This window comes from Pseudoxanthomonas sp. CCNWLW251, from assembly GCF_037402255.1.
Lineage (GTDB): Bacteria > Pseudomonadota > Gammaproteobacteria > Xanthomonadales > Xanthomonadaceae > Pseudoxanthomonas_A.
On the sequence record NZ_JBBEGA010000002.1, the window covers coordinates 768,422 to 789,990 of the forward strand.

15 protein-coding genes are annotated in these 21,569 nt (G+C 67.2%); 3 read left to right on the forward strand and 12 right to left on the reverse strand.

All coding sequences use genetic code 11. The annotated features are described in order from the left end of the window. Positions 1 to 130: 130 nt before the first annotated feature. On the forward strand, positions 131 to 1,819 hold the full coding sequence (gene ybaL / locus WBN46_RS10700) for a YbaL family putative K(+) efflux transporter (RefSeq protein ID WP_337731492.1): 1,689 nt from the start codon (positions 131 to 133) through the stop codon (positions 1,817 to 1,819). Between the two features lie 9 nt (positions 1,820 to 1,828). Here ybaL and WBN46_RS10705 read toward each other — a convergent pair whose 3' ends face one another. The 5 genes from WBN46_RS10705 to WBN46_RS10725 all read right to left on the reverse strand — a co-directional run bounded on the left by WBN46_RS10705 (position 1,829) and on the right by WBN46_RS10725 (position 11,549). After that, positions 1,829 to 4,042 (reverse strand): bifunctional diguanylate cyclase/phosphodiesterase, encoded by a 2,214-nt coding sequence (locus tag WBN46_RS10705; protein ID WP_337731493.1) that lies wholly within the window; start codon positions 4,040 to 4,042, stop codon positions 1,829 to 1,831. Positions 4,043 to 4,228: 186 nt separating this feature from the next. Continuing rightward, positions 4,229 to 6,475, reverse strand: a complete 2,247-nt coding sequence (locus WBN46_RS10710; protein ID WP_337731494.1) for a bifunctional diguanylate cyclase/phosphodiesterase — start codon at positions 6,473 to 6,475, stop codon at positions 4,229 to 4,231. Between the two features lie 154 nt (positions 6,476 to 6,629). Further along, on the reverse strand, positions 6,630 to 9,239 hold the full coding sequence (gene clpB, locus WBN46_RS10715; RefSeq protein WP_337731495.1) for an ATP-dependent chaperone ClpB: 2,610 nt from the start codon (positions 9,237 to 9,239) through the stop codon (positions 6,630 to 6,632). A 161-nt stretch (positions 9,240 to 9,400) separates the two neighbouring features. Further along, positions 9,401 to 10,984, reverse strand: a complete 1,584-nt coding sequence (locus WBN46_RS10720) for a hypothetical protein (protein ID WP_337731496.1) — start codon at positions 10,982 to 10,984, stop codon at positions 9,401 to 9,403. Between the two features lie 91 nt (positions 10,985 to 11,075). Next, positions 11,076 to 11,549, reverse strand: a complete 474-nt coding sequence (locus WBN46_RS10725) for a DUF3574 domain-containing protein (protein WP_337731497.1) — start codon at positions 11,547 to 11,549, stop codon at positions 11,076 to 11,078. Positions 11,550 to 11,733: 184 nt separating this feature from the next. Here WBN46_RS10725 and WBN46_RS10730 point away from each other — a divergent pair, with 184 nt between their 5' ends. Then, positions 11,734 to 14,154: a TonB-dependent receptor gene (locus WBN46_RS10730; protein ID WP_337731498.1), complete on the forward strand. Its 2,421-nt coding sequence runs from the start codon at positions 11,734 to 11,736 to the stop codon at positions 14,152 to 14,154. Between the two features lie 297 nt (positions 14,155 to 14,451). Here WBN46_RS10730 and WBN46_RS10735 read toward each other — a convergent pair whose 3' ends face one another. The 4 genes from WBN46_RS10735 to rluD all read right to left on the reverse strand — a co-directional run bounded on the left by WBN46_RS10735 (position 14,452) and on the right by rluD (position 17,353). Continuing rightward, entirely contained in the window at positions 14,452 to 14,868 is a 417-nt protein-coding gene (locus tag WBN46_RS10735) for a thiol-disulfide oxidoreductase DCC family protein (RefSeq protein ID WP_337731499.1), read from the reverse strand. 219 nt (positions 14,869 to 15,087) lie between these two features. Further along, positions 15,088 to 15,627 (reverse strand): DUF4166 domain-containing protein, encoded by a 540-nt coding sequence (locus tag WBN46_RS10740; protein WP_337731500.1) that lies wholly within the window; start codon positions 15,625 to 15,627, stop codon positions 15,088 to 15,090. After that, positions 15,612 to 16,382 (reverse strand): peptidoglycan editing factor PgeF, encoded by a 771-nt coding sequence (gene pgeF, locus WBN46_RS10745; protein WP_337731501.1) that lies wholly within the window; start codon positions 16,380 to 16,382, stop codon positions 15,612 to 15,614. The genes WBN46_RS10740 and pgeF overlap by 16 nt, the downstream gene beginning before the upstream one ends. After that, positions 16,379 to 17,353, reverse strand: a complete 975-nt coding sequence (gene rluD, locus WBN46_RS10750) for a 23S rRNA pseudouridine(1911/1915/1917) synthase RluD (RefSeq protein ID WP_337731502.1) — start codon at positions 17,351 to 17,353, stop codon at positions 16,379 to 16,381. The genes pgeF and rluD overlap by 4 nt, the downstream gene beginning before the upstream one ends. A 117-nt stretch (positions 17,354 to 17,470) precedes the next feature. On the opposite strand from rluD, the gene WBN46_RS10755 reads away from it, so the two are divergent. Continuing rightward, a complete protein-coding gene (locus WBN46_RS10755) occupies positions 17,471 to 18,358 on the forward strand; it encodes an outer membrane protein assembly factor BamD (RefSeq protein WP_192202008.1) in 888 nt (295 codons plus the stop codon). Positions 18,359 to 18,466: 108 nt separating this feature from the next. Here WBN46_RS10755 and WBN46_RS10760 read toward each other — a convergent pair whose 3' ends face one another. From WBN46_RS10760 to WBN46_RS10770, 3 genes are read right to left on the reverse strand one after another with little or no spacing between them, the layout of a single operon-like run. Next, on the reverse strand, positions 18,467 to 19,354 hold the full coding sequence (locus tag WBN46_RS10760) for a vitamin K epoxide reductase family protein (RefSeq protein ID WP_337731503.1): 888 nt from the start codon (positions 19,352 to 19,354) through the stop codon (positions 18,467 to 18,469). A gap of 12 nt (positions 19,355 to 19,366) precedes the next feature. Further along, entirely contained in the window at positions 19,367 to 21,004 is a 1,638-nt protein-coding gene (locus WBN46_RS10765; RefSeq protein ID WP_337731504.1) for an NAD+ synthase, read from the reverse strand. After that, entirely contained in the window at positions 21,001 to 21,399 is a 399-nt protein-coding gene (locus WBN46_RS10770) for a DUF559 domain-containing protein (protein ID WP_337731916.1), read from the reverse strand. Before WBN46_RS10770 ends, WBN46_RS10765 begins: the two co-directional genes overlap by 4 nt. Positions 21,400 to 21,569 lie beyond the last annotated feature (170 nt).

Here is a 21,569-nt window from a genome sequence, read left to right on the forward strand (position 1 = left end):
TGCGGGGCGTTTCCGTTGTGGCGGTGACGAAAGGCGCGGGACACGACACGCCCGACGGCCTGCGCCGGTTTGCGGCGGAGCGTCCGCATCGGCGACACTCGACGCTCATGCCGAGGAAAAACGCCCATCGATGCATCATGACACCGACCTGATCAACATCATCGCGGTGGGGTTGGCCCTGGCCTTCGTGCTGGGTGCGATCGCCCACAAGCTGCGCTTGTCGCCACTGGTCGGTTACCTGCTTGCAGGCATCTTCGTCGGTCCGTTCACGCCCGGCTTCGTGGCCGACCAGGAGCTGGCCAACCAGCTGTCGGAACTGGGCGTGATGCTGCTGATGTTCGGCGTGGGCCTGCACTTCTCGCTGGAGGATCTGCTGGAGGTCAAGGCGATCGCCATCCCCGGCGCCATCGCGCAGATCGTCGTGGCCACGGCGCTGGGCTGGGCGCTGGCATGGGGCATGGGTTGGACGCCGTTGAACGGCTTCGTGTTCGGGCTGGCGCTGTCGGTGGCGAGCACCGTGGTGCTGCTGCGCGCGATGGAGGACCGACGCCTGCTGGATACAAAGCGCGGCCGCATCGCGGTGGGCTGGTTGATCGTGGAAGACATCGCGATGGTGCTGGCGCTGGTGATGCTGCCGGTACTGGCGGAAACCTTCGGCGACACCGCAGGCGGCGAACCCGCCAGCTTCGGTACCTTCGCAGTGGCCATCGTGTGGACGCTGATCAAGCTGGGTGCCTTCGTCGCCTTCATGCTGGTGGTCGGCCGCCGGGTGATTCCGTGGACGCTGGAGAAGATCGCCGCCACCGGTTCGCGCGAGCTGTTCACGCTGTCGGTGCTGGCGATCGCCCTGGGCGTGGCGTTCGGCTCGGCCACCCTGTTCGGGGTGTCGTTTGCACTGGGCGCGTTCTTCGCCGGCATGCTGCTCAACGAATCCGAGCTGAGCCACAAGGCGGCCAACGACTCGCTGCCGCTGCGGGATGCCTTCGCGGTGCTGTTCTTCGTATCGGTCGGCATGCTGTTCAACCCGGCGATCCTGGTGGCGCATCCATGGCAGGTGCTGGCCACCTTCGGGATCATCGTGGTGGGCAAGTCGGTGGCGGCGTACTACATCGTCAAGGCGTTCAAGCACCCCACCGGCACCGCGCTGACGATCTCGGTCAGCCTGGCGCAGATCGGCGAGTTCTCCTTCATCCTCGCCGCCCTGGGCGTCTCGCTGAAGATCCTGCCCCCGGAAGGCCGCGACCTGATCCTGGCCGGCTCGCTGCTGTCGATCATCGCCAACCCGTTCCTGTTCTCATGGCTGGATCGCTGGCAGAAGAAGCAGGAGGCGCTGGCACCGGTGCCGGCGGAGCCCGAGATACCGCCCGGACCCTCGCTGGATGTCACCGACCACGCCATCATCATCGGCTACGGCCGCGTGGGCAGCGAACTGGCACGCGTACTGCGCGACCGCGGCGTACCGCTGATCGTCATCGACGACAACGGCGACCACGTGGCACGCGCGCACGATGCCGGCATTCCGGCCATCCGCGGCAGCGCGGCAGCCGACAAGGTGCTGGCCGAAGCGCATCCCGAGCGCGCCAAGATCGCGGTGCTGGCGATCCCCCAGCCCCTGGAGGCCGGCGAGACCCTGGCCAAGCTGCGTGCGATCAATCCTTCGCTGACCCTGCTCGCCCGCGCGCACAGCGAGGGCGAAGTGAAGCATCTGCTCGAGCACGGTGCCGACGGTGCCGTGCTGGCCGAACGCGAACTGGCGTTCTCGCTGGCGGAGATGGTGATGTCGACACCGCCCTACCGCCCGCAACGCATCAATGGCTGAGCCGGCGGATCAGCTGCGGAAAACGGCGGCCTCTGCGGCAGTTTCCGCCAGCACCTCGGCCAACGGCCGCGGGGCACCGTACAGGTAACCCTGCACGCGCTGCACGCCCAGTTGCCGCAGGCAGTGCTCCGTGGCTTCGTCCTCGACGAACTCGGCCACGGTGATCGCGCCAAAGGCGTTGGCCACGGCAACGGATGCCTGCACGACCGCATGGTCCTTGCCCAACTGGGCTACGTTGCGGACGAACGAGCCATCGATCTTGATGACATCGACAGGGAGTTCGCGCAGGCGCGCGAAACTCTGCATGCCGGTGCCGAAATCGTCGATGGCGATGTGGCAGCCCAGCGCGCGCAGGTCGGCCAGCAGGTGGCTGGCGGCGGCCGTGTTGGAGATGGCGGCAGTTTCGGTGACTTCGAAACACAACGCGCTCATCGGCAGCGGCGAACCTGCCAGCAGGGTGCGCAGTTCCACCTGGAAACTCATCGAGGCCAGGCTCTGGCCGGTCAGGTTGATCGCGATCTCGCGGCAATGCGGCAGCGCGGCGGGCGACTTGCGCAGCAGACGGAACAACGCGCGCACGACCGCCAGGTCCAGTTCCGCACCCCGGCCAGCCGCTTCCAGCGGCGCCATGAAGCGCGCAGGCGACATGATCTCGCCCCGCTCGTCCAGCAAGCGGCACAACACCTCGCCCGTCAGCCCACGTGGCTCGCCATGGACATCGGCAAGTTCGCGGATCGGCTGGAAGTACAACACCACGCGCTCATTGCGCAGGCTCGCCAGGGCCTCGGTGGCGTCGTGCAGTTGCCGGCGATGCGTGCGCCGCAACTGGCTATCACCGATATCGGTGTAGCGGGGCCTCAGTTCGCCGTGGTGGCGAGCCTCGAAGGCCAGATGCGAAGCGGCGACCACCGCCGCATCGATCACGCTCGCCTGCGTACCGTTGAACGCGGCCACTCCCAGGTAGGGCAGCAAGCGCATCGGCTGCCCGCCCGCATCGATCTCCGCATGCTCCACGCGCGCCATGACCCGCTCCCACAGGTCGGCGTCGCGCGAGAACTTCGGCAACAGCGCGAACTGGCCGGTGCCGACGTAATACGTCTCCACGATGTCCTCCAGGCGCCGTGCGGTCGCATTCATCGCCTGCGCCTGCGTATCCAGGCCGAAGCCCGCCACCAGCGTGTCGGTCTGGTCCAGCAGCAGGTACCCGAGTTCGGTCCGCGCGAGCGGCCGCGCCACCCGCTCGCGCAACGCCTTCAGGTTGGGCAGGCCGGTGATCTGGTCGCGCAGGGTCTCGCTGGAAAGCCGTTCGGCCAGTTCGAAGCGGTCACGGTTGGTCAGCCACAGGTACATCATCGCCAGCAGCAGGATGTTCAACTCCAGCGTGATGTGCAGCAGGTTGAAGAAACCCACCGGACTGTTCGCGTATTCGGCCGTGCCCGCCACCATGCCCACCAGCAGCAGCAAGGTCAGCGACAGGGCCGCCATCGCCCACCGCGACGACAACCGCAGCATGCTCCAGCCCAACACCAGCAGCAGCGCGAAGCGATAGTCCATCAGCACCATGCGCGGCGCGGTGCCGTCCGCCATGTAGGCCTGCCGCACCAGCACCGCCATCCACACGCTGAGCACCAGCCCGGCCGCCAGCGCGACCGGCCACATCCAGTGCGAAGCAGCATCTAGCCTGGGCGCGGGATACCCGCGTTCCCGCCACGCCACCACCAGCGGCAATGTCACCACGGCCACGCCGAACTGCTTGGCGAAGAACATCTGGAACGCCGAACTGATGGCCAGCGCGGATGTCGAAATCGCCGCGATGCTGAAGCCGGCAAGCGCGAGCACCAGCGGATAGAGCAACAGGCCTATCGAAGCGAACCGGACCAGGTCGCGCCGTTGCACGCGCTGGCCGGGCGCACGCGGCCACCGCATCCATCGCGCGCACGCCAGGCTCCAGCCCAGCGTGAAAAGATAGCTGGCCGCGCCCCAGGCGAGCACCGGACCCGGTTGCCACTGGTCGAAATAAAGCTGGCGCACGGTCCAGCCCACGAACGTCAGCAGGAAACAGCCCGCCACCACGCGGCGGTCCCTTTCCAGCATGGCGATGGCCAGCAGCAGGCCCGCATGCAGGTGGACCAGTGAAGCGTGGGCCAGCTCGCCGAAGAAATCGATGCGGTAGCTGACGGGGATCTGCTGCAACAGCAGGCACAGCCCTCCCAGCAGGAGCACTTTCGTGCTTCCACCCATTCCGTGCTCTTCCCTGTGGACACCGTTGGCAACCATCAGTCTGCTGGTCCCCCGACGCGTCGCCATCCTGCCACGGATTCCTGAGGGCAGGCCATCGCCATCGCACTTGCCCAGATTCAGGCTAAACGGAATGGGCGGCGCCGGCCGGCCACCACCGGAAAACGAACATCAGCGCGCGTGGAGGCCGGAATCGGGCAGCAGCCAGTCGAAGATGGGGCGGGGGCGACCCAGATGGTAGCCCTGCCCCCACTGCACCCCCAGCGCGCGCAACTGCAGTACCTGGCTGGCGTTCTCCACATATTCGGCAACCGTCGCCAGGCCGTGAGCCTTGGCGACCGCTACGGCCGCCCGCACGATTTCCAGGTCACCCGGCTCGGTATCCAAGTGGCGGATGAACTGGCCATCGATCTTCAGGCTGTCCACCGGCACCTGTTTCAGGCGCTCGAAGTTCTGCACTCCGCTGCCGAAATCATCCAGCGCCAACCGGCAGCCATGTGCCCGCAGCTCCTGGAAGAGCTTGAGGGCGGAATCCTGGCTCGCGATCACGGCGGTCTCGGTCAGTTCGAAGCACAGCGCGCGATGATTCAACGGCGAGCATCGCAACAGGTCGGCAAAACGCGCGCGGAACGAGGCGGACGCCAGGCTGCGACCGCTCAGGTTGATGCCCAGGCGCGCGATACCGGGCATGGCGTCGGGATGCGCCTTCAGCCAGTCGAACAGGCATTCGACGACGGCGATGTCCAGATCCGCCACATGGCCGCTCTCCTCCAGGTCGGGGATGAATTCGGCCGGCATCAGCAGCCGCCCCTGCGCTGTGCGCAGGCGGCACAACACCTCGCCCTGGAACCCGGACAGCGCGGCGCCTCCATCAATACGGACGATAGGCTGCAGGTGCAGTTCGATGCGCCCTGCGTGCACGCACTGCAGGGCCTCCGCAGAGGCCACCAGCCGATGCTGCCTCGCCAACACGGCGCTCCCCTCCCGCGTGGATACGTAGTGCATCGGACTGCATTCCCCCTCGCGACGTGCGCACAGGGCTGCATCGCACGCGTTGGCAAGACATTCGTCCAGCGACTGCGCGCCCAGCCGTTCGGGTCGCACCAGGCCCAGATAGGGGTTCAGCCGCAACTGCGCATCCTTCCACTGGAACACACGCCCCTGCAGGCGTTTCAGGATGTCGTCCCACGCGCACGTCTCGCCGCCCGTGCCGGCAGGCTGGCGTGGCAGCAGGACGAAATGCCCACCCCCCAGGTGAAAGGTGCGCGCCAGTGGTGCCATGATCCGCCCCGCTTCGCGCAGCAACAGCGTTTCGGCGCGCCAGCCATAGCTGCCGAGGACACGTTCCACCTGATCAAGCAGCAGGAAGCCCATGACGGGCGGCGTCGCGGGAAGCATTCGCCAGGCTTCCTGCAGGGCGTGGGCATTGGCCAGTCCGCTGCTCGCATCATGCCGTCCCATCTTGCGCACATGGCGATAGCGTTCCATGCGTTCGCGGTTGAGCAGGAACAGCAATGCGAGCACCAGCACCATGAAATTGCACTCGACCATGTGCACCAGCAGGCGCTGCATCTGCATTGCAGACTCGGCCTGCTGGGCCTGGTCCGTCAGCGCATGCAACAACAGCAGGTGGGTCACCGTCAGCAACGGCATCGAATACTCCACGCGCCAGAGCAGCATGGCGATGGCCATCAATGCGCCGATCAACGTGCGGTATTCGTAAACCAGTTCAAGCCATGGCCGGACCACGCCATCGCCCGAGTACTCAAGCAGCGCCCCCACCACCAGCACCAGACACAGCCATGCCACGATGACGAACCAGCGATGCCCGGGAACCTGTCGCAGGCGTTCATCGCTCCACACCAGCAGGAAAGGCAATGTCAGCATGCCCACGCCGACATGCTTGGCGAGCAGCAGTTGCAGCGACGCGCTCGCCACTACGGGCGGGCCCTGCCCGATCAATGTGTACAACGCGGCTGCCAGGGTCGCCCAGCCGAAAGGAAACAGCAGCAGGCACACGAGCAGGTAACGCCCGATGCCCGACACCTGCATGCGTCGGCGACGGCCCATGGGGCCGCCGGCCCATCCTGCACATGCCACGGTCCAGCGCCATTGCAGCATCATCGCCGCGGCAACGGCCACGATGTAGAGGAGCGACAGCGGCACCTGCAGCTGCGCACGCCACCACCACTGCACGAAATTGGCCAGGAACGCCATTGCCAGCACCCGCCAGTCGCCCCCCAACAGGGCGATCGCCATCAGCAGGCCGGCATGGGCGTGCAGCAGCGAGGCCTGTCCGCCCTGCCAGCGTTCACCGAAGAAGTGCGCGCCATACCCGACCTCGATGCTCTGCAGCACCAGACAGGCCAGCGATACGAGGCCAGCATCAATCCACCAGGCGCGGGGTCGTGTGTCCATCGTGGCGCGCATCCCTTCACGTGATGACGGGATGCACGCATCGACGCGCTACCCCCGCTAGGGAGGCACACTACTCTGGCATTCGTGCATGCGCGATACCGCGCATGCAAGTGTGATTTGAACCGCGCACGATGGCGCGGTCACCCTTCACAGGTCAGACGTCCGCAGTGCGCCGTTCGAACTGCAAGTGCCCGCCGTCGGCGTGCACACGCACCTTGTCGCCTGCTCCGAATTCGCCCGACAGAATCTTGTGGGCCAGCGGATTCTCCAGCTGCGCCTGGATCGCGCGCTTCAGCGGCCTCGCGCCATACACCGGATCGAAGCCCACGTTGCCCAGCAGCATCAACGCCGAATCGTCCAGCTCCAACACGATCTGGCGCTCGGCCAGGCGCTTGGCCAGGTAGCGCGTCTGGATGCGGGCGATCTCGCGGATCTGCGCCTTGTCCAGCGGATGGAACACGACGATGTCGTCCAAACGGTTGATGAATTCGGGCCGGAAATGCGCCTGCACCACGCCCATCACGGCCGCCTTCATCTGCGTGTAGCTCTCCGGCGTGTCGCCTGCGCCGCCACCATCGCTCATGTCCTGGATCAGGCTGGAGCCCAGGTTGGAGGTCATCACGATGACCGTGTTGCGGAAATCCACCGTGCGGCCCTGGCCATCGGTCAGGCGACCGTCGTCCAGCACCTGCAGCAGGATGTTGAACACGTCCGGGTGCGCCTTCTCCACTTCGTCCAGCAGGATCACGCTGTACGGGCGACGACGCACGGCCTCGGTCAGGTAGCCGCCTTCCTCGTAACCCACATAGCCCGGAGGCGCGCCGACCAGGCGGCTCACCGCGTGCTTCTCCATGAACTCGCTCATGTCGATGCGGACCATCGCGTCGCTGCTGTCGAACAGGAATTCGGCCAGCGCCTTGCACAGCTCGGTCTTGCCCACGCCGGTCGGGCCGAGGAACAGGAACGAGCCGCTCGGACGGTCGGGATCGGAAATGCCGGCACGCGAACGGCGCACGGCGTCGGACACGACCTTGATCGCCTCTTCCTGGCCGATCACGCGGCCGCGCAGCGACTGCTCCATCTGCAGCAGCTTCTCGCGCTCGCCTTCCAGCATCTTGCTGACCGGGATGCCGGTCCAGCGGCTGACGACCTCGGCGATCTCCTCATCGGTGACCTTGTCCTGCAGCAGGCGGAAGCCCTTCTGCTCGGCCTCCTGCGCGGCGGACAGCTGTTTTTCCAGTTCCGGCAGCTGGCCGTACTGCAGTTCGCTCATGCGCGCGTAGTCCTGCTTGCGCTGCGCGGCTTCCAGTTCCAGCTTCACGCGTTCGATCTGTTCCTTGATCTTCGTGGCGCCGGTCAGCGTGGCCTTCTCGGCCTTCCAGATTTCTTCCAGGTCGTTGAACTCGCGCTGCAGCGATTCGATCTCGGTCTCGAGATCGGCCAGGCGCTGCTTCGACTGCGCGTCCTTCTCCTTCTTCAGCGCCTCGCGCTGGATCTTCAGCTGGATCAGCCGGCGCTCCATGCGGTCCATTTCTTCCGGCTTGGAGTCGATCTCCATGCGGATGCGCGATGCCGCTTCGTCCATCAGGTCGATGGCCTTGTCGGGCAGCTGGCGGTCGGCGATGTAGCGGTGCGACAGCGTGGCCGCGGCGACGATGGCGGGGTCGGTGATCTCCACGCCATGGTGCACGGCGTACTTCTCCTTCAGCCCGCGCAGGATGGCGATGGTGTCCTCGACGCTGGGTTCGCCGACGAACACTTTCTGGAAACGGCGCTCCAGCGCGGCGTCCTTCTCCACGTACTTGCGGTATTCGTCCAGCGTGGTCGCGCCGATGCAGTGCAGTTCGCCGCGCGCCAGCGCGGGCTTCAGCATGTTGCCGGCGTCCATGGAGCCTTCGGCCTTGCCGGCGCCGACCATGGTGTGCAGTTCGTCGATGAAGAGGATGATCTGGCCTTCGTTCTTGGCCAGGTCGTTGAGCACGGCCTTCAGGCGCTCTTCGAATTCGCCGCGGAACTTCGCGCCGGCGATCAGGGCGCCCATGTCCAGGCTCAGCACGCGCTTGCCCTTCAGGCCTTCCGGCACCTCGCCGTTGACGATGCGTTGCGCCAGGCCTTCGACGATGGCGGTCTTGCCCACGCCGGGCTCGCCGATCAGCACGGGATTGTTCTTGGTGCGGCGCTGCAGGACCTGGATGGTGCGGCGGATTTCCTCGTCACGACCGATCACCGGATCCAGCTTGCCGATCTCCGCGCGCTCGGTGAGGTCGATGGTGTACTTCTCCAGCGCCTGGCGCTGGTCTTCGGCATTCTCGGATTGCACTTTCTCACCCCCGCGCAGACGATCGATGGCGGCACGCAGCTTCTGCTTGTCGGCGCCGCTGGCCTTCAGTTCCTGCCCGGCGGCCCCGCTGTCGTCCAGCGCAGCCAGCAGGAACCACTCGCTGGCGATGTAGGTATCGCCACTGTCCTGCGCCAGCTTGTCGGTGACGTTGAGCAGCCGCGACAGGTCGTTGCCGATGGACAGGTTGCCGGCCTGGCCGGTCACCTTGGGCAGCTTGTCGAGCGCTTCGCCCAGCCGCTCGCGCAGCAGGGGCACGTTGACGCCGGCCTGCGACAGCAACGGACGCGTGCTGCCGCCCTGCTGTTCCAGCAACGCGGTGAGCACGTGCACCGGTTCGATCATGGTGTGGTCGCGGCCCACGGCCAGCGATTGCGCGTCGGCCAGCGCCTGCTGGAAACGCGAGGTCAGTTTGTCCATCCGCATCGGGAGAACCTCAAGGAAAGTAGGGGCCGGCGAACGCCAGCCGATGCTACCCAGATGAGGTTAAGCAGCGGTGTTTCAAGGCCGACTGAGACCCGGATTCACCGTAGGGTGGGCCCTGGCCCACCTTCTTGCACGTGCCGAATGGCGGGCCAGGGCCCGCCCTACGCTTTCTTCTGCAAGGACAGCAGGCCCAGCAGCACGGCCAGCGCGGCGTAGGCCCCTGCGAACTGCCACAGGATCGTCGCGCGCAGTCCTTCCACGTCCCACGGCAGATAGATGCCACCGCGCGGGTCGACCGAATGGATGATGCCGAACAGCGTCAGCACCGCGCCGACCAGCAGCGCGACGACGGCGCGGCCGTTGCGCCCGTCGATCATCGCCACCAGCGCGGTGGTCCAGATCATCGCGGTGATGATGAAGCCGTTGCCCAGTGTCACGATGGTGGCCAGGTCGGGCAGGCCGTGGCCATCGACGCCTTCGTACAGGCCAGCGAAATGGTCGGGAGCGATCCACGCCGGATTGCCGAACTTGATCGTCAGCAGGTAGGCCACCGACGGCAGGAAGCCCAGCGCCACTGCAATGGCGTGCTTGCGCGGCGTTTCGGTGAAGGCCTGCACGGTGATGTCGAGGCCCACGTAGACGATGATCGGCGCCAGAACGGCGACCGGCAGCCACTGCACCAGCCCCGACACGTAGCCCAGCACGCCGCCCAGGCCGATGAAGAGCCCGGTCAGCAGCGTGTAGCCCTTGCGCGCGCCCATGTGCTTGTACGCAGGCTGGCCGATGTAGGGCGTGGTCTGCGCCACGCCCCCGCAAAAGCCCGCGACCAGGGTGGACACCGCCTCGGCCAGCAGTACGTCGCGTGTGCGGTAGTCGTCGCCGGCGGCGCGCGCGCTTTCGCTGACGTTGATGCCGCCGACCACCATCAGCAGGCCGAACGGCAGCAGCAGCGGCAGGTAGGGCACCGTGTAGGCCAGGCCGTCCAGCCAGCCCAGCGTGGGCAACGGCAGCGTCACCGCCAGCGGCACGGCGTCCGGCACCTTGAAGCCCGGCGCGCCAAGGCCAGCGAGACCCAGCGCGTAGTACAGCGTGGTGCCGACGATGAAGGCCAGCAGCACGCCCGGGATCTTCACCGGCAACTTGCCCTTGGCCACCAGCACATACAGCAGCAGGCCGAAGGTGACGAAGCCGACGATGGGCTGACGCAGCGTTTCGATCAGCGGCAGGAAGCCCAGCAGCGTCAGCGCCGCGCCACCGATGGAGCCCAGCAGGCCCGCGCGCGGCACCGCCCGCGTGACCGCATCGCCGAAGAACGACAGCACTAGCTTCAGCACGCCCATCACCACCAGCGAGGCCATGCCGAGCTGCCAGGTGGCAGTGGCCGCGGCCTGTTCGTCCAGGCCCGCCTGCTTGAAGCCGACGAAGGCCGGGCCCAGCACCAGCAGCGCCATGCCGATGCTGGTGGGCGCGTCCAGGCCCAGCGGCATCGCGGTGACGTCATCGCGCCCGGTCTTGGCCGACAACCGGTGCGCCATCCACGTATAGATCAGGTTGCCGACCAGCACGCCCAGCGCGGTGCCGGGGAACATGCGGGTGAACACCATCTCGGCCGGGAACTGGAAGATGCCGATCAATGCGGCGGCGATGAAGCCGAGGATGGACAGGTTGTCCACCACCAGGCCGAAGAAACCGTTGAGGTCGCCGGGAACGAACCAGCGGCGCACGGGAGAAGCCGATGCGGTCATGGGAGGCCGAAGAAGGAAAAGGGAAAGGAGGGAATGGCGGACCACAGGATAAGCCGCCTTCCCCCGCACGCGGGGGAAGGAGCAGATCGACTCAGAACGATACGTCCACCGCGTGGCGCGACCACAGCACCGACTGGTGGCCGGTGGCCTGCTTCCACGCCAGGCGGATCGCCTCGACATCGGCGCGGCGCTGCGGCGTGTCCTCGTGCAGCACCACCAGCACCTTGGTCTTCAGGCGATTGGGTTCCTTCGCACCACGGAACAGCCACTGGCCGTAGGCATCGAACACGGTCAGGCCGTCCGGGAAGCGCGAGGTCACTTCCTTGTCGAGGAAGGCGCGCCACGTCGCTTCGGTGATGGGCTCGGCCTGGGGGCGGTCCGCCGGTCCCGTCTCCTCTCCCACCCCGAAGTACAGCTCGCTGCGCACCCAGCCACTCGCGCTGGCCGGACGCAACGTGTCGCCTTCCAGCGTGGCGGTGGTGGCAGAGGGCGATGCGACAGGCGGCGTGGACGCACACCCGGCAAGCGCAAGAAGGACCAGCAGCCAGACAGCACGGTGCGACATGGGGGAAGACCTCGTGGGAGAAGGACAGGATGGAGCATGCCGCCGCGATGGCCATATGACGCGGCGGCATAAGGTGATGGAGAGCGGAGATGACACACGGTCCGCAGCGGCGGTTAATATATCGCTTCATCGCAATATAGCGATAGACTCCGCCCTGCTCCCTCCCTCGCCCCACGAGACCCGCATGTCCCACCCCGTCCTTGCTCCGCTCGGCGCCGCCATCGTGCTGGCGCTCGCCGTCCCCGCCCATGCCCAGACCGCGCCTGCCGGCGCCACCGACCTGGACGCCGTGATCGTCACCGGCACCCGCGCCACCGACCGCACCGCGCTGGAATCCACCTCGCCCATCGATGTGCTGACCGCCGAAGACATCCGCCAGGCCGGCGTGCTCAACGGCGAGCTCGGCAGTGCGCTGCAGGCGCTGCTGCCGTCGCTGAACTTCCCGCGCCAGTCCAACTCCGGCGGCGCCGACCACATCCGCGCCGCGCAGCTGCGTGGCCTGAGCCCCAACCAGGTGCTGGTGCTGGTCAACGGCAAGCGCCGCCACACCAGCGCGCTGGTCAACACCGACAGCAAGATCGGCAAGGGCAACACGCCGGTGGACTTCAATGCCATCCCGGTCAGCGCGATCAAGCGCATCGAAGTGCTGCGCGACGGCGCTGGCGCGCAGTACGGCTCCGATGCCGTCGCCGGCGTCATCAACGTCATCCTCGATGACACGCCGGAAGGCGGCGCCATCGAAGCCAGCTATGGCGCGCACCACACCAAGGTGGAGCCGATCGACCAGACCGTCACCGACGGCCAGACCGGCTTCTTCAGCGCGCAGGTCGGCGACCGCATCGGCGACGGCGGCTTCTTCCGCGTGGGCCTGGAGTACAAGCAGCGCGAAGGCACCAACCGCGCCGGCTTCGACCAGATCCCGTTCTTCGAGGAGCAGACCCCGGACAACCTCGCCCTGGCCGGCCAGCGCAACTACGTGCTGGGCGACGGCAGTTCGAAGGACATCAACGCGTGGCTCAACGCGGCCGTGCCGCTGGGCGAATCGGCCGAGCTGTACGCCTTCGGCACCTACCACCAGAGCGATACCGAAGGCGCGAACTACTTCCGCTACCCCGATGGTGTGGCGAACTGGAAGGAGGTCTATCCGAACGGCTACCGCCCGATCTCCGAAGGCGAGAACCTCGACCTGGCCGGGGTGGCCGGCGTGCGCGGCCAATGGGGCGAATGGGATTACGACGCCAGCCTCAATCATGGCCGCAACGAATTCACCTACCGGCTGCGCAATTCGCTCAACGCCTCGCTGGGCCCCAGCAGTCCCACGCGCTTCAAGACCGGCGACTACGAGTCCGCACAGACGCTCGCCAACCTCGACCTGAGCCGCGTGTTCGGCGCGCATACGTTCGCCACCGGCCTCGAGTTCCGTCATGAAACCTTCGAGACCGGCGCAGGCGATCCTGCCTCGTACGCAGCCGGTCCCTTCACCGACCGCCCGACCGGCTCGCAGGCCGGCGGCGGGCTGACGCCGCAGGACACCGCCGACCTCGACCGCGATGTGTCCAGCGTCTACGCCAGCCTCAGCAGCCAATGGGGCGAGAAATTCACCACCGACATCGCCGCGCGCTACGAACATTACGACGACTTCGGCGGCGAACTGACCGGCAAGCTGGCCGCCCGCTATGAGTTCGCGCCCGCCTTCGCGCTGCGCGGCTCGGTGTCGAACAACTTCCGCGCACCGTCGCTGAGCCAGATCGGCTTCGAATCCACCTCCACCGGTTACGACGCGTCCGGCCAACTCACCCAGGGCCGCCTGCTGTCGGTCAACAACCCCATCGCCCGCGCCCTGGGCGCGCAGGACCTGGACCCCGAGAAGGCGCTGAACCTCAGTCTCGGCTTCACCAGCCGCATCGGTGAGCATTTCGACGTATCGCTGGACGTGTTCCGCATCGACATCGACGACCGCGTGGCGATCACGGAACGCATCACCGGCGATGCGCTGACCGATTTCGTGCTGGACAATTTCGGCGTGCCGGGCGTGCAGAGCGCCAACTTCTTCATCAATGCCGCCGACACCCGTACCGAAGGTGCGGAGCTGGTGGCCAACTGGCGGCAGGTGCTGGGTGACGGCAACCTGCTGTTGACCGGCGCCTACAGCTACGCGAAGACGGAACTGAAGAACATCGCCGTTACGCCCGCCGAACTGCTCGCCATCGACCCCACCTACGTGCTGTTCGGCGTTGAGGAGAGCAACACGCTGACCGATGCCGCACCGCGCACGCGTGGCATCTTCACCGCGAGCTGGAACAACACCGATTGGTCGCTGCTGGGACGCGTCAGCCGCCATGGCAGCGCCAAGCGCGTGTTCAACTTCGGCGGCGGCTTCGAGCCGGAACAGACCTACGGCGCCGAGTGGCAACTGGACGCGGAAGTGGAATACCGGTTTTCGCCGCAGTGGAGCGTCGCGCTGGGCGGCCTGAACCTGACCGACGAGTACCCGGACCTGTCCAGCGCGGACATCGCCTACTTCGGCAACCTGCCCTACGACGTGCTGTCGCCGATCGGCAGCAACGGTGCGTATTACTACACGCGGGTGCGCTACACCTTCTGAGTGCCACGGGCATCGCCGCCTCCCTCACGGAGGCGGCTCGACGAACTGATCGTCCGGGGGCCGCAGACCACGAACGCATCGCAATGCGCCCGGACGGTGAACAACAGGGACGCCGCCTTGCAGCCAAGCATGAAGAACTCGCCGCCACGCGCCCGGATGACGAACAACCTGTAGGAGCAGCTTCAGCCGCGACCGGATACCTGCACGCCGCAGGAAACACATGCGCATCGGCTGCCATCGCCCGCGACAGGCATCATCACGAGCACGGTCGCCGTGCGGTCGCGGCTGAAGCCGCTCCTACAGGAAGCGCGCCCGCTCCTCCTCCGTCGGCACCCGGCATGCCGTCATCCCGAACCACCGGTACCGGTGTCGCGCGATCCAGCGGTATAGCGGATCGCGCACACCACGCGGCACCAGGGCGATCACCAGGGCAAGCCGCCACGCACCGCCCAATCCCATCAGCACGCGACGGATCGCATCGCTGTCGGTCCATGCGCGATGACCATCGACCAGCAGGAACGACGCAGGATCGTCGGGATCCAGCCCATGCCCTGCCAGCAGCGCGCGCCCTGCGTCCGACTGCATGGCGGCGAAGCGATAACGTCCCACGCGATCATGCTTCAGCAGGAAGCGTACCCATCCATTGCACAGCACGCAGATGCCATCGAAGACGATGATGGGGCCTTGTGCAGCGGAGGGGTCGTTTGGGGTCATTCAACCTCTCCGTGACGCTTGAGGGCTCCCCTCTCCCCGCATGCGGGGGGAGAGTGCCAACGACGAGTGAGGGGCGAACGGAGTCCGCCATCCGTCGGCCCACTGCGGTGATGCAACAGGCGACGCACGGACATACGCTCGTCTTGCGAGCGACGAAAAGCGCCCCTCATCCGCCCTCCGGGCACCTTCTCCCCCGCGCGCGGGGAGAAGGAAGGCCCATCACGCGTCGCGGACATCGAGCCACCCGCGGTAGTGCACCAACAATCCGGTGAACGGCAACGACGCCCAGACGTCGAACCGGTAGCGCCCGTCCTCGCCGAACTCTCGTGCGCCCACGCCCGTGAACCAACGCGCCGGCAACGACACGCCGAACACACTCACCCGGACGACGCGCCATGCGATGGCGTGGTCCACGACCTCCAGTCGGAAGCCGAACGTCGCCAGGCCCAGCCGCTCGCACAGCACCTCACCGTCGCGCCACAGGCGCGAGGGCATCGCACGCCCGCCGATGAAGCGCGTCCAACGCTCGGTGTCAGGCGATGCCTCAATCTCCACGCATAGCGGGCCGGCGCCAGGGGGCGGAAGATGGGTGGCCGCGGCGATCAGCCGCGACAGCCATCGACCGCCGCGCTCGACCTCGACGCCACCCCGGTACCGATTCACGCCCTGCGCCATGTGCAACGCGCGCACCGGCGCCGGCAGCCCGTCGAACGCCGGCCCCAGCACCTGCGCGAACAACGACCTTACGGCTGCATCCATGCCAGCGTGGCGATGCGGCCGCTGCGGCCATCGCGGCGGTGCGAGAAGAAGCGCGCTGGCTCGCTGATCGTGCAGAGATCGCCGCCGTGGATGTCCGCGGGCGTCACGCCATGCGCGACCAGCCGTCGGCGTGCCAGCGCCGGCAGATCGGCCAGCCAATGGTTCTCGCGTGTCGGCACGAAGCAGGCTTCGGCATCCGCATCGTGTGCGACGAACACGTCGAAGACGTCCTTGCCCACTTCATACCGCCGCGGCCCCGCAGCCGGACCTATCCACGCCATCACCTCCGCCGCCGGCGTCGTCATCGCGTCCAGCGCGGTTTCCAGCATCCCTTTCGACAGGCCGGGCCAGCCGGCATGCGCGGCCGCGATCTCGCGACCGTCCTTCGCGGCGAACACCACCGGCAGGCAGTCGGCGGTGAGGATGGCCAGTACCACGCCGGGTGTCGCCGTCACCAGCGCGTCGGCCACCGGTTCGTCGGCATCCGGATCGGCGGGCGCATCCACACGCAGCACGTCGATGCCATGCACCTGCTTCAGCCAGTGCGGCACCGACGGCAGGCCGGCGAGTTCGACCAGTTGCGCGCGATTGCGCGCCACCGTGGCCGGGTCATCGCCATCGGCGGCGTAGCGGTTGCCGAGGTTGAAGGTGTCGAACGGTGCCGCCGAGCATCCCGCGCCATGACGCAAGGTGGTGAAGGCATGCACGCCGGGAGGCGCGGGCCAGCCGGCGGACACGACCGGCGCGCGGTTCATCCGCGCTGCGCCTTGCTGTCCGCGCGCAGGGCCGCCAGCAGCGCCACCATGTCGGCCGGTACGGGCGCGGTGACGCGGACCGGTTCACCGGTGGCGGGGTGGGCGAACTCCAGGGTCTCGGCATGCAGCGCCTGTCGCCGGAAGCTGCGCAACACGGCGATCAGTTCCTCGCTGGCGCCCTTGGGCAAACGCAGCGGCCCGCCGTACAGCGGATCACCGATGATCGGGTACTTGATGTGCGCCATGTGCACGCGGATCTGGTGCGTGCGGCCCGTTTCCAGCCGGCACTCCAGCGCGGTGTGCGCGCGGAAGCGTTCGCGCAGGCGGTAGTGGGTGACCGCATCGCGGCCATCCTCGCGCACCGCCATCTTCAGCCGGTCGCGCGGGTGGCGGTCGATCGGCGCATTCGCCGTGCCGCCGGAGACCATCGCCCCGACCACCACGGCCAGGTACTGGCGGTGCACGTCGCGCGAGGCCAACTGCGCCACCAGCGAGGTATGCGCCGGCACGGTGCGTGCGACCACCATGACGCCGGAGGTGTCTTTGTCCAGCCGGTGCACGATCCCGGCGCGCGGCAGCGCCGACAGCGACGGGTCGCGGAACAGCAGGGCGTTGACCAGCGTGCCGGTGGGGTTGCCCGCACCGGGATGCACCACCAGCCCGGCAGGCTTGTCCAGCACGAACACATGCTCGTCCTCGTACAGCACGTCCAGCGGGATGTCTTCGGGGAGTGCGTGGGTCTGGGTGTCCAGTACCACGTCCAGGCTGGCGGTCTCGCCGCCGCGCACGGGGTCGCGCGGGCGCACCACCTGGCCGTCCAGCAGGGCGTTGCCGGACTTGATCCACTCGGTCAGGCGCGACCGGGAGAACTCGGGGAACAGCTCCGCCAGCGCGGCGTCAAAGCGCCGGCCGGCCGCGCTGGCGGGCACGATGGCGGTGCGGAGGCTGTCGGGGGAATCGGTATCGGTCATGCGGAAAGACATCCAGGGAGGCCATGCTCGGTCCGTATTGGCCGATTGTTCATGGCGAAGGCGGCGCCTAGGCTATCATCGACAGCCTGTTTCCCTGCCGCGGCCTGCCGCCAGCCCATGACCCAGCGTGCCCTTCCCCGCTCCACCCGCCGTTCCGCGCCCGCCCGTTTCGTCCTGCTGGCGCTGGTAATCGCCTTCGCCGGGACCGGCTGCGGCAAGATCTTCAAGAAGAAGGAAGCAGCGGAAAACCAGCCTGTCGAGGTGATGTACCAGGAAGCCCACCAGGCGATGATGAACAACAACTGGGACCGCGGCCTGCAGAACTTCCGCCGCCTGATCGCCCAGTATCCGTACGGCCCCTATACCGAACAGGCATTGATGGAATCGGCCTACGCCGAGTACAAGTCGGGCAAGCTGGACGATGCGGTCACCACCATCGACCGCTTCATCCGCACCTATCCGACCCATCGCAACGTCCCGTACATGTACTACCTGCGCGGGCTGGCCAACTCCAACCGCGACACGGTGTTCCTGCAGAAGGTCTGGCGCCTGGAAGCCAGCCGTCGCGACCTGGCCACGCCGATGCAGGGTTACAACGACCTCAACCGGGTCGCCGAGAACTACCCCAACAGCCGCTATGCCGCCGATGCGCGCCAGCGCATGAGCGTGCTGCGCAACCAGTTCGCCCTGCACGAGCTGGACACCGCGATCTACTACCTGCGCCGCGATGCGTGGGTGTCCGCCGCCAGCCGCGCCAAGTACCTGCTGGAAACCTACCCGCAGAGCAGCCACCAGAACGACGCCATCGCCGTGCTGGCCGAGGCCTACACCCAGCTGGGCAACGAAACCCTCGCCGCCGACGCCAAGCGCGTGCTGGAAATCAACGATCCGCAGCACCCCTGGCTGGCCGGCAAGTGGCCCGACTACCCGTGGATGGTGCGTCGCCTGAACCCGTTCGGCGCCGAGAAGTCGATCAATACCGCCGACAGGCGCAACGACGACTGATCCAACCGGACACGGAAACGGAAAAGGGCCGCAAGGCCCTTTTTCATGTGCGGATGCCTGCGCGCCCTGCATGCGCAGGTGTTCCGGCTCCGCCCGGAGCGCGGCGACTCACTCGTCGTCCGCAGCACCTTCCCAGTCGAAGCGCGTAAGCACCGCCAGCTGCTGCGGTTCGATCACGCCGTTGTGCTCGATGCCATCGATGACCCAGGTGGGGAACACGGTCACGCCCGCCGCCGCACAGGTAGCCGTCATCGGCGCGTTGCGCCCGCCGGGTGAGCATTCCACGTAGGGCAACTGCTCCGCCGCGTGCCCGAAATGGCGCTTCTGCCGGCTGCACTCCACGCACCACGAAGCACCGTAGAACTTCGCGCCATACGCGGACAGATGCTGCGCCAGCGCCTCCGCACGTCGACTCTCCGGACGCTGGTGCAGCAGTCCGCTCTGGTGCACATGCAGGATCGCGACCACCAACAGCACCGGCAGCGCGTGGACGCCCCACCAGCGGCCCCAGGACTGGCCTGGCGCGGACGCGGGGCGACGCGCCTGCAGCCACGCGAACATCGCCACCAGCACCGCCAGCGATGCCAGGCAACCCATGCAGAAGGCATCCAGTACCCATGCACCGACCACCGTCAGGTAGACGCTGATCGCCAGCCCCAGCAGCACCAGCCGCCACTGCCGTTGCCAGCGCAGCAGCGGCGATGCCTTGCGCATTGCCGATACCAACGCGACCACCGCATACAGTCCGAAGCCCCACAGCGCCATCGGCACGCCGAGCAGGGTCGACCAGCCGCTGCGCTGGATCGCATCGCAGCCGCCGTCGCTGGTGCAGAACGCCGAAGCCGAACCGCTGCCCGCCGTCCAGGCCAGGTAGCCGGTGATCAGCAGGCCCAGCGCCGCCAGTGCCAGCATCACCCGGTCCGGCGGCGTCGCGGGACGGGGTGCGGGGGATGCCGTGCGGTCGCGGTGCGGCGAGCGCTTCTTCTTCCTTGCCATGCCGTTTCCTTCCTACAACGCGTACTTGTTGGTGATCGGGTAGCGGCGTTCGCGACCGAAAGCCCGGCGCGACACCTTGGGGCCGGGCGCCGCCTGGTGGCGCTTCCACTCGTTGATGCGCACCAGTCGCAGCATGCGGTCCACGGTCGCTGCATCGAAGCCGGCAGCGACGATCTCGTCCCGCGACTGCTCCAGGTCCACGTAGCGGAACAGGATGGCGTCCAGCACATCGTACGGCGGCAACGAATCCTGGTCCTTCTGGTTCTCGCGCAGCTCCGCGGACGGCGGACGGTCGATCACGGCAGGCGGGATCACCGGCGCACCGCCCACGGTGTTGCGCCAGCGCGCCAGCGCGAACACCTCGGTCTTGTACAGGTCCTTGATCGGCGCATAGCCACCGCACATGTCGCCATAGATGGTGGCGTAGCCGACCGCGTATTCGCTCTTGTTGCCGGTGGTCAGCAGCAGGCCGCCGAACTTGTTGCTCAATGCCATCAGGATCACGCCGCGGCTGCGCGACTGCAGGTTCTCCTCGGTGGTGTCGGTGGGCGTGTCGCCGAACACCGGGCCGAGCGCTTCAAGGAACCCCTTGAACGGCGCCTCGATGGAGATCGCCTCCAGCTTCACGCCCATCGCCGCGCACTGCTCGGCGGCCAGGTCGTTCGACAGGCCGGCCGTGTAACGCGACGGCAACCGCACCGCGGTGACGTTCTCCGCGCCCAGCGCATCCACGGCCAGCGCCAGCACCAGCGCCGAATCGATGCCGCCGGACAGGCCCAGCCACACCTTCGAAAAGCCGTTCTTGCCGCAGTAGTCGCGGATGCCGCGCACGATGGCGCGCCACGCCAGCGCATCGCGGCTCTCGTCGCCATCGTCCATCCAGACCACCGGACTGAACTTGCGCGTGGCCACGTCGAAATCGACCACCAGCCACTGGTCGGTGAATGCCGCCGCCGCAGGATGCACGGTGCCGTCGCCATCGGCGACCACGGAGGCCCCGTCGAACACCACCGCATCCTGTCCGCCCACCACGTTGAGGTAGGCCAGCGCCATGCCCGTCTCGCGCGTACGCTCGGCGATCAGTGCGTCGCGCTGCGCATGCTTGTCGCGGTCGAACGGCGAGGCATTCGGCACCAGCGTGAGCACCGCGCCGGCCTTCCCGGTTTCGGCCAATGGCTCGGGGAACCAGAGGTCTTCGCAGATGACCAGCCCCACCTGCGTGCCTTTCACCTCGAAGACACAGCTGCCACCGTCCGGATCGACATCGAAGTAACGGCGCTCGTCGAATACCGCGTAATTGGGCAGTTCGCGCTTGCGGTAGGTCACCTCGACCGCGCCGTCGCGCAGCACGCTGGCCGCGTTGTAGACCACGCTGCCCGCACTCTGCGGCCAGCCGACCACGGCGACGATGCCGTGCGTGGTGGCGGCGATCTCCGTCAGTGCCGTCTCGCAGTCGGCCAGGAAGCGCGGCCGCAGCAGCAGGTCCTCCGGCGGATAGCCACTGATCGCGAGTTCGGGAAACAACACCACGTCGGCGCCGTATTCGTCGCGCGCCTCGGCGATCATGCGCTGGATGCTCGCCGTGTTCTGCGCGACGCCGCCGACCGGGAAGTCGAACTGCGCCATGGCGATGCGGAGGGTCTGGGTCATGTCGGCCTTCTGAAACTGCCCCTTCCCCCGCACGCGGGGGAAGGCTGGGATGGGGGCGAGTGTCCTAGCCAACTGAGTATCAGCGCCCGGACACCTTCAAGATTCGCCATGACCTCATTATTCCAGAAGCGCAGGGTGCAGAACCCTTTCCCACGGAGAAACGCATCGCGCGCGCAGTCTGTCTCGGCGTCCATATGCTGTCCGCCATCCACCTCGACGACCAGTGCGCCTTCGAGGCACGCGAAATCGGCGATGTATGGGCCTATCGGAACCTGCCGAAGGAAGCGGAAGCCTTCAAGTTGCCGACGACAGAGGATGCTCCGGAGCCGGCGTTCCGCGAGCGTCATGCCGCGCCGCAGTTCGCGCGCGCGGTTGCGTTTCTGTCCTTGTCGCATAGTGCACGTCCTGTGCTTGGGCTTCGTGGCCATTTTGCCCCCATCCCAGCCTTCCCCCGCAAGCGGGGGAAGGGGCGGACCGCGCGCGGGATCGGGATCGGGATCGGGATCGGGATCGGGATCGGGGATCTTGGACCGGAACCGGGAAACTTTGCGGACCCCGGACAAGG

Bases quoted from the DNA above. Each gene is read 5' to 3' on its own strand.
- ybaL (WP_337731492.1), top strand. From the start codon at position 131: ATGCATCATGACACCGACCTGATCAACATCATCGCGGTGGGGTTGGCC.
- WBN46_RS10760 (WP_337731503.1), bottom strand. From the start codon at position 19,354: ATGGCAAGGAAGAAGAAGCGCTCGCCGCACCGCGACCGCACGGCATCC.
- WBN46_RS10755 (WP_192202008.1), top strand. From the start codon at position 17,471: ATGACCCAGCGTGCCCTTCCCCGCTCCACCCGCCGTTCCGCGCCCGCC.
- WBN46_RS10740 (WP_337731500.1), bottom strand. From the start codon at position 15,627: ATGGATGCAGCCGTAAGGTCGTTGTTCGCGCAGGTGCTGGGGCCGGCG.
- WBN46_RS10770 (WP_337731916.1), bottom strand. From the start codon at position 21,399: ATGCGACAAGGACAGAAACGCAACCGCGCGCGCGAACTGCGGCGCGGC.
- WBN46_RS10730 (WP_337731498.1), top strand. From the start codon at position 11,734: ATGTCCCACCCCGTCCTTGCTCCGCTCGGCGCCGCCATCGTGCTGGCG.
- WBN46_RS10710 (WP_337731494.1), bottom strand. From the start codon at position 6,475: ATGGACACACGACCCCGCGCCTGGTGGATTGATGCTGGCCTCGTATCG.
- WBN46_RS10735 (WP_337731499.1), bottom strand. From the start codon at position 14,868: ATGACCCCAAACGACCCCTCCGCTGCACAAGGCCCCATCATCGTCTTC.
- pgeF (WP_337731501.1), bottom strand. From the start codon at position 16,382: ATGAACCGCGCGCCGGTCGTGTCCGCCGGCTGGCCCGCGCCTCCCGGC.
- WBN46_RS10720 (WP_337731496.1), bottom strand. From the start codon at position 10,984: ATGACCGCATCGGCTTCTCCCGTGCGCCGCTGGTTCGTTCCCGGCGAC.
- WBN46_RS10765 (WP_337731504.1), bottom strand. From the start codon at position 21,004: ATGACCCAGACCCTCCGCATCGCCATGGCGCAGTTCGACTTCCCGGTC.
- WBN46_RS10725 (WP_337731497.1), bottom strand. From the start codon at position 11,549: ATGTCGCACCGTGCTGTCTGGCTGCTGGTCCTTCTTGCGCTTGCCGGG.
- rluD (WP_337731502.1), bottom strand. From the start codon at position 17,353: ATGACCGATACCGATTCCCCCGACAGCCTCCGCACCGCCATCGTGCCC.
- clpB (WP_337731495.1), bottom strand. From the start codon at position 9,239: ATGCGGATGGACAAACTGACCTCGCGTTTCCAGCAGGCGCTGGCCGAC.